A 6,099-nucleotide genomic window follows, 5' to 3' on the forward strand; every position below is an offset into this window, starting at 1 on the left:
CTGGTAAAAAAATCTTTTCTGTGATAGCCAAAATACTCCTGATTTTTTCCCGCCGACCCACCACCTCCACCCAATCAGGGTGGGGCCCGAAACTTTTACGGAGGACTTTGTCGGAACTACGACAAAGAAAGATTCTCAAAGAAAACGGTTCGAGAAAAGTCAAATTTCCTAAGCTAAAAAACCAGAAGACAAACAAACTTCTTCCTAGTAATACAATCTTTTTCGATTTTCCAAAAAGAACTCAAAAAATGACTTTCTGAATTGATCCATCCTACTTGAAGAGTAAAAAGTTTTTGCCTAACGGCAAAAGACAGAATGAGTTGAATGTTTCGCCCTTAAAAGAAAATTGTTTTATAAATCCTATCGAATCGATACTATAAACTGTATAAATCAAGCCTAAGTAAAACAGCTATAAACATGATTCTAAATTTGAGAAAAAGGAAAATTAAAAAAGACAAGGTTGCACTTCTTGCGATCTTAATTTTTCTTTTGCTTACCCTCAACGTTTGCTCCACTTCACTTGAGGAACTTATACGCGAGAATGAAAATAAAAAAGTTGTTTCCATCTTAGAAGAAGAAAAGAATTGGAACTATATTACAGAATGTGAATATCCTCTTCACATAGCGTCTCGGCTTAAAAAAATAGAATTACTAAAAATTCTCATAAAGAAAGGCGCCGACGTAAATCACCGCTCCTTAGGTTGCCCTCAGGAATCTATTTTGAACATCGATGGCATTGTAATTTCAAAGGATCGGTTTTTTACCGCTACCCATACTGCTCTGAGTCAGTCCGCGAATATTGAAGTTGCGGAAATTCTAATCAATGCCGGTGCAAATCCTAACACGGGCGGTTATAGGCAAAACAATCCTTCGGGAACAGGCCTCGCTTTCTACCAATCCCCGCTCTCCGTCGCAATCTTAGATCGGAAATATGATCTTGCTAAGTATTTGATTCAAAAAGGAGCGTCACTCGAAATCTACAATCCTCTAACCGGAGAAAACGAATTAGAGCTATGGTTTTTAAGCGTGGGAATCAGATCCAAAAAAGATAAGGAATTCTTTCAGTTTCTAAAATCCAGAGGTTTGAAAAAAATAACGGCTCCTTCTCGAATTTTTTCCGAAAAGGAGGACCAAAATAGATCTTATATTCATATCTCAACAAAAAGTGAAACGATTGGATCAATTTCAAAACTTCGTGAGGATAAAAGTTTCGAAACAGACCTTGTCTATTCGGACCCTGAAAAAAGAACCTTTCACAGCTCTGAATTTATTTGGAAAGACTCCGGGCAAAACCTCCACGCTTGGATTTTACAACGCAGACTAATTCTTAAAAAACGTTAGGAATTCTTTTCCAAACTTTGTATATTATATCCTTTGAATTTACTTTTAAACACACGTAAAAAACCCGCATTTGGGCTATCGTACTATAATTCGGAAGTTTTTGCTTTTCTTTTTAATCACTCTCTTTAAAGTGAACTTCTTCAAAGGAGCGTTTTCATGGGGACGGAGTCTCAATCAAAAAAATCTTCGATTCGTCAGATCTGGAACGACGGCGCCGTCGTAATCAACCGGATTCGACTTGGTTTGGTGATTCTTTTCAGCCTGACCCTCATTAGCCTCTCAAAAACAAACCACCCTACCCAAGTAATCGCGCATATTATCGGGACCGGACTCATGGCGAGTTATTGTCTTTTGGAATTCATTCTCCATCGAACAGGTAAGGTAGGAGTCCGCTTTCAAAAAACGTTAGTTCTTTTGGACGTCAATATTCTTACCCTGACGTTGATTGCCGATTGTTCGATCGAACCGGCCGTTTCCTCGGGGATTCTTGCCAATATGCTCCTCTTCTTTATTTACTTTTACATTATGATTTACTCATCCTTTTTAGGGCAGAGGGGTTTTGTTCTTTTGATCGGAGCCTTCTCCGCTTTTGGAATTGCAGCAGCGATGTTTGTCGCTTGGAAAGGAGGAATGGTTCTCACTGAAAATCCGGAACTGGGGAAAATTCCGGGTCATATGATCTTTTCAGTTCAGATCGTTAAGATTACTTTTGTTTTTACGGCGAGCGTGATCCTTGCTCAGTTGATGAGGCTTTTTGCAAAACTTACGGACGAAGGATCCAGACTCTACGAAGATTCTCAAAATATTCTTTCTAAACTCAAAGATGACCGAGTTAAATTGGAAAATTCGGCGGAAAGTTTAGAGGAATCCATTCGGAAATTTGCGGACTTCATCAATCGCACAGGTCAAAAAATGGAATCTCAAGCCGCCGCACTGGAAGAGGTAAATGCGGTTTTAGAGGAATTATCGGCGTCTTCCTCAAATACGGCTCATTCCATCGAAACGCAAAATAAAAGTCTCTTCGAACTTGCGAACGATTCAGAGAAGTTAGGCGAAATCCTAAAAAACAGCGCTTCTCTCAGCGAGGCATTGGCTATATTTGCGAAAGAGAATAAGCTCGACATGGAGAATGTGATGATAGCGGCCGAAAAGACGAAATCCTATCTTGTGGATATCACGAATTCTTTCAATCGAGTGGATGAAATCAATCGTATCATGAGTGAAATTGCGGATAAGACAAACCTCTTGGCTCTCAACGCTTCCATAGAAGCGGCCCGCGCCGGAGCGGCAGGAAGAGGGTTTGCGGTCGTGGCAAACGAAGTAAGTAAACTGGCAGAATTCACTTCGGGAAACGCTAAATCGATTTCCGAAATCGTAAATCAATCTCGCAAATTCATCGAAGAAGCAAGAATCGCTTCGACGGAAACCGGCGATATGACCGAAAATCAAAAGTTGAAAATTTTAGATACTGTGGAACGAATCGATAGAATGAACGTCTTCTATATAGAGCAAAAATCGATCATTCAGAAGTTCGTCTCCGAAGTAAATCGAATCAAAACAACTTCCGAAGAAATCCTAAGATCCACAAAAGAACAAATGTTGGGTCAGGGCGAAATGGTTCAAACGATGGGACATTTAGGTTCCGAGATCAACGAAATCAACGACGATTCGGGAATGTTACAAGAAGAAATTACCAAAATCAAAACGCAGGCCTCCGAACTCAGGATATTGAGCGTCCAAAATTCAAACTAAAATCACTGCCAAAATAGGAGAGACGCGTTATGCGTCTTTTCTTGCTGCTGCCTTTTTCGTTACTTCTTTTGAATAATGACGTTCGATCTGAGAGTAGGGTTCAGAACCGTATATTCCGTTTTTAGAATGAGCGAATTTCCCACTTTATCCGTTGCCCGAAACTCAAAGTTATGTTTGCCTGGACCTAAGAAAAGTCCTTCCGCATAATTTCTGAATTCATTTCCATTCTGTTGAAAAACAATCGATCTCATTCCTGAAATCAAATCCTCGCATTGAATTTGGATTTCGGATTGTACGGGTAATAAATTTCCCAGCGTCGGCTGCGGATTCATTCTACAAATCGGCGGGCTCGAGTCCAAGATTCCAAAAATAGTTTCCTCCGCTTGATTCCCCGCAAAGTCTTTCGCTCGAATTTGAATTCCAAAACTTCCGTCCTCCAAACTTTGCGGAATCTGAAAACGATAAAAATTCTTCTCTTGAGAATTCGGATTTACCGGAATTTTCTTTCCGTTCTGTAGAAAGAAAAATTCGGTTTCCGAAACTCCTGAAACCAGATCCATCACTTCAACTTGCAGACTCTGATCTTTCCGCGTCACCGGGATCGATTCTAAACGAAAGCCTTTCCCGATCTCTGTACGAATTTCCGGCTTTCTTGTATCCTGCACGACCTCCATCAGTCGCGTCATTTCTTTGACGCCTGACGCGGTTTCGGAATAAAACTCAACGTCGTTCTTGCCTTCCTGAAGACCGGAGATCGCGCCTTGATACTCTTTCCATTCTCCTTCGTTGACTCGAAAAAAAACTTTGATTCCGTTTCTACCGGCGCTCGGGTTATCCAAGACAAGTTTTTCATTTTGAGTCGGAGATAAAATGATCGCCTTAGTCATCGGCGGAGCTTTTTTTTCGGCTGGGACAAACGGACGCAAAGAATCGATCGAGATGGAATCGGAGGGTTCACCTTTGGATTGCATTCTTCCCATTCCGACGACTCTCACATAACGTTCGTTAGCTTCCGGAAAGAATCGAATCCGCCGTTCTTTTATATTTAAACTCCTGAGAATGATCTTAAAATCGGAACTATCGGAAAATTCAACGTTGTATGATTCGGAAGAAGGATCCGCTTTCCAAGAGAGTTCGAATTCTTTTTGATCTTGCGCAAATAAGATTCCTGTAATTAACAATAGAATTCCAACCCAAAGATTTTTTACCGGATTCATTTTGTTTGAAATTCCTTATCGATTTGAATCTTACTCGGAATCGGAAAGGGCTCTACTGGAGCTTTTCCTTTTTCAACGTAGGTTCCGAAACCGGCTTTTACATCTACGGATTTACCGGCTCCTTCCACGTTCACAATTCCTTCAAAACAACCTACGTCCGTTCTCTGATCTTCTTCATTTCCAACATAGAACTTGGTTCCTCTCACACCGACGACCGCGACCGGCGTATTGATAACGAACTTCGGAACGGAGGGGCCATTTTTTTTGCTTTGATTCTTGAATAGAGAGGACTTTACCTCCGCTTGGAGTTGGCCTTTTTCCAGGAAAATTTCCGGAGAACCTTTTTTAGAAACGAAAAAACTGGATTTCTCATAAATCTTAACCTTGGTTTCATTTTCTAAAAATGCCAAGGATGCACCGGACTTGTTTCCAGTTTTCAAACTTTCTCCGTCTCTGAGAATCTGATTCCTCGAAACTGAATTCCAAGTCGAAGCGCTTCCATCTTTCATTCTTTTTGAATATTCGACTGCGCCGAAAAATATCTCGAGGGAGGCAACCGGTTGCGCTTCCGGTTCCACAACCTTCCTCAAATGCGAAGGGACTTTTAAAACCATTCCTTCTTTAATCAAAGAGGGATTTTGTATTTGATTGTATTTTAAGAATTCCTTCCACTTTCCGGGATCGTTCAGAACTTCCTTCGCAATTTTAGTAAGAGAATCGTTCTTTTTTACTTTGTATTCTTCCAGAGTTTTATCATCTGTACCGAGCGTTTCCGTCTGCGAAAAAAGAGAAAAGGCTGATACAATAAAAAAGACAAAAAAGAAGAATCCGGTGTTTCGAAGCGTCATAGTTCCTAATTTCCCATTTTTTAAGTGAAAATCCACTTTGTAAATTTGTTGATAATTCGATATTTCAGAAAATAATATCTTGAAAATTTTTACGAGAGTTTTATCTAATTTCAGTTTAATTCAGTGGGGGAATTTCAGTGTTTCAAAAATGGTTACAAACGGCGTTCTTTTTAACTCTTGTCACATTAGGACTTATAGTTCCTGGCAAAGTTTCTTCTCAAGCAAGCGATGCAGCGGCTGCGATCCAAGAGGCTTGTGGACGTTTGGTAAACGAAGGACTCTATAAAAGTTGTAAGGCGGCGCCCGGTTTCTCGGCATCGCAAGGATATTACAGCCAGTCTGCTCAAATCAAGTGCGAATGTATCAACAAAAAAGATAACGGTAAAACCATTGTTACGATTACGATGGGTCAATATTACTGAGGACATACCGATACACCGGATAAACTCCCATTTTTGATAGCGTCATCTATCAAAGCTGGGAGTTCTTCGTTACTATTTCAAGTCCTCGAAAACCTTTGCTTTTTTCCTTGAGATCTCTCTCAAATACAGATCCTAAAAAATATCCGTTCAATCGATTCTTATCTGCTGCACAACTTAATATAGACTTCTTTGTTTTATCGCTATAAGAAGAATATGTCCTTAGCTTCCACTGCAAGTTGTCGATCTTTTGAAAACCGGATCGACACGTAAGAATTATATTTCATAAATCGGCGCTCGGGAGTAATTGATTCATTCACTGGAAAAGTGTTGCAATATAAGAATCCTATGCAAATTCATTAAACGTGAGTTACATATTTCAGTTTCATTTTGTAAAGTATGTATTGAGCACGATGTGCAAACGATGAATGGGCACTCTCATACGTTGGTACAGACTGCCCAGATAGGTAACAAAACAGACCGGGCACATAGGTGACATATACCTGACATTGGAGGAAATCC

At 40.2% G+C, this 6,099-nt stretch carries 5 protein-coding genes; 3 read left to right on the forward strand and 2 right to left on the reverse strand.

Annotated elements, in window-relative coordinates:
- Window positions 1-417 precede the first annotated feature (417 nt).
- A complete protein-coding gene (locus CH376_RS23290; RefSeq protein ID WP_100788531.1) occupies window positions 418-1,341 on the forward strand; it encodes an ankyrin repeat domain-containing protein in 924 nt (307 codons plus the stop codon).
- Window positions 1,342-1,497: 156 nt separating this feature from the next.
- A complete protein-coding gene (locus CH376_RS23300) occupies window positions 1,498-3,093 on the forward strand; it encodes a methyl-accepting chemotaxis protein (protein WP_100788532.1) in 1,596 nt (531 codons plus the stop codon).
- Between the two features lie 59 nt (window positions 3,094-3,152).
- Here CH376_RS23300 and CH376_RS23305 read toward each other — a convergent pair whose 3' ends face one another.
- On the reverse strand, window positions 3,153-4,310 hold the full coding sequence (locus CH376_RS23305) for an Ig-like domain-containing protein (RefSeq protein WP_100788534.1): 1,158 nt from the start codon (window positions 4,308-4,310) through the stop codon (window positions 3,153-3,155).
- A complete protein-coding gene (locus CH376_RS23310) occupies window positions 4,307-5,158 on the reverse strand; it encodes a FecR family protein (RefSeq protein WP_100788535.1) in 852 nt (283 codons plus the stop codon). The genes CH376_RS23305 and CH376_RS23310 overlap by 4 nt, the downstream gene beginning before the upstream one ends.
- A gap of 137 nt (window positions 5,159-5,295) precedes the next feature.
- Between CH376_RS23310 and CH376_RS23315 the strand changes: the two genes are divergently transcribed.
- Window positions 5,296-5,580 (forward strand): hypothetical protein, encoded by a 285-nt coding sequence (locus CH376_RS23315; protein WP_100788537.1) that lies wholly within the window; start codon window positions 5,296-5,298, stop codon window positions 5,578-5,580.
- Window positions 5,581-6,099: the final 519 nt, after the last annotated feature.

Origin of the sequence: Leptospira adleri, from assembly GCF_002811985.1 — a bacterium.
Classification (GTDB): Bacteria; Spirochaetota; Leptospiria; order Leptospirales; family Leptospiraceae; genus Leptospira; species Leptospira adleri.

Excerpts from the sequence above, each read along its gene's own strand:
- CH376_RS23290 (WP_100788531.1), top strand. The coding sequence starts at position 418 with ATGATTCTAAATTTGAGAAAAAGGAAAATTAAAAAAGACAAGGTTGCA.
- CH376_RS23310 (WP_100788535.1), bottom strand. The coding sequence starts at position 5,158 with ATGACGCTTCGAAACACCGGATTCTTCTTTTTTGTCTTTTTTATTGTA.
- CH376_RS23305 (WP_100788534.1), bottom strand. The coding sequence starts at position 4,310 with ATGAATCCGGTAAAAAATCTTTGGGTTGGAATTCTATTGTTAATTACA.
- CH376_RS23300 (WP_100788532.1), top strand. The coding sequence starts at position 1,498 with ATGGGGACGGAGTCTCAATCAAAAAAATCTTCGATTCGTCAGATCTGG.